Below are 1,990 nucleotides of genomic sequence, written 5' to 3' on the forward strand. Positions count from 1 at the left end.
CGCGGCAGGCCATCGTCTCGGTCATGGCGTCGACGACTTCCTGCCGTTGCGACAGGTCAGAGTCGTAGGAAACCCAGCCCGCGATTCCGCACATCCGAAGAGCCTCTCGTGAAATATTTTCGATAAACCCCTTGTTATGGTTGTAGCATCAGCGACCGTCCGAAATGTACGGTGCGTCAGAGATCAACTACGCGATGTGAGCAGGGTCTCCCCATTCGAGGGGCGAACGGGCAGCTGGTTGTATGAGGCCAAGACGTTGGTGATGCCGGTGTGGAGTCGGGATGCTGGTGGCTGGTCTCCGGCGGTGGTGTGTGGTCGATGGTAGTTGTGGTGCTCGTTCCAGATTGCTGAGCCGGTCGTTCGTTGGTGTTCGCTGGTCCAGGCGCGGGCGTAGAGGAACTCTTCGGCCAGGATTCGTGCGCGATGGGACGAGTCGGGCAACGCTGCACGAGTCGGTGACGGCCCTCCACGGACAGCGGGGAGTTACGGTGATGCACGGACGGGTCTTTCTCTCGGCGGATGTGTTGGTCGCACTTCCATCCTGCCGCCGAAAGACCCGTCCCTCGTCTCAAGCCCTCTCAGCCGACACCAACGTCATGACCCGCAACAGCTAGTCCAGCTGAAGCTCCGGCGAATACATGTCGAACCAGTGGTAGAGGTCCAGCACCCGGTCCATCGCCACCCGCTGCGTCATCTCGATCCCGCCCGGGTCCACTTCGGACACGCCGGTCAGCCACTCCCGGTCCACCAGCTGGAACACCGGGTTGTCGCGCTCGGCCAGCACTTCCTTCACCTGCTGCTGCAACGCGGTGGCGTATCCGGGGTCCTGAGTGGACGGGTATGGGCTCTTCACCCGGTCGCGCACCGAGTCCGGCAGCACGTGCTTGGTGGCGTGGCGCAGGAGGCTCTTCTCGCGGCCGTCGAACGTCTTGAGCGACCACGGGGTGTTGTAGACGTACTCCACGAGCCGGTGGTCGCAGAACGGGACGCGCACCTCGAGGCCCACGGCCATCGATGCGCGATCCTTGCGGTCGAGCAGCATCCGCACGAACCGGCTCAGGTGGAGGTTGCAGATGGTGCGCATCCGCGCCTCCTGCTCCGACTCGCCGTCGAGGTGCTCGACCTTCGCCACGGCCGTGCGGTACTGGTCAGCCACGTAGTCGCCGAGGCTCAGCTGTGCAGCGACTTCGGGGCGCAGCAACGCTTCCCGGTTCGACATCAGGCCCGAGCGGAACGCCAGCCACGGGAACGTGTCCGCCTTCACCGTCTCGTCGTGGAACCAGCGGTAGCCGCCGAACACCTCGTCGGCCGACTCCCCTGACAGCGCCACGGTGGACTCCCCGCGGATCGCCTTGAACAGCAGGTACAGCGACGTGTCCATGTCGCCCAGGCCGGCCGGGATGTCACGCGCCCGCAGCACGTTGCGGCGCACCTCGGGGTCGCTCAGCTCGGCCGGGTTGAGCACCACGTCCTGGTGTGCCGAGCCGACGAGCTTCGCGACGTCGCGGATGTAGGGCGAGTCCGGGGTGTCGCGCATCTCGTCCGGCTTGAAGTTTTCCTCCTGGCCGGCGAAGTCGACCGAGAACGTGCGCAGCTGCTCACCCTGCTCGGCCAGCCGCGCGGCCGCGAGCCCGGTGACGGCGCTGGAGTCGAGCCCGCCGGAGAGCAGCACGCAGCGCGGCACGTCGGCCACGAGCTGCCGGTGGACGATGTCGGTCATCAGCTCGCGCACGCGGGCGACGGTGGTCTCCTGGTCGTCCGTGTGCTGCTTCGCGTCGAGCTTCCAGTACGTGCGGGTGCGGACGCCGTCCTTCGACACCGTGACGATCGAACCCGGCTCGACCTCGCTCATGCCCTTCCACAGCGACCACCCGGGCCGCTTGGTGAACGCCATCAGCTCGCGCAGCCCGTCGGTGTCCACGGTGCGGGGCGTGAGCGGGTTGGCCAGGATCGCCTTGGGCTCTGAGCCGAACAGCACGCCGTCGCGGGT

The 1,990-nt window shown here is 66.4% G+C and carries 1 protein-coding gene and 1 pseudogene; both read right to left on the reverse strand.

Going from position 1 to position 1,990, the window contains the following annotated elements:
- Nucleotides 1-183: 183 nt before the first annotated feature.
- Nucleotides 184-417: pseudogene (locus ACWEOE_RS42090) on the reverse strand (hypothetical protein); the annotation flags it as partial.
- 193 nt (nucleotides 418-610) lie between these two features.
- On the reverse strand, nucleotides 611-1,990 hold a 1,380-nt coding region (gene asnB / locus ACWEOE_RS42095; protein WP_452019449.1), incomplete at its 5' end, for an asparagine synthase (glutamine-hydrolyzing).

This window comes from Amycolatopsis sp. NPDC004368 (genome assembly GCF_053602515.1).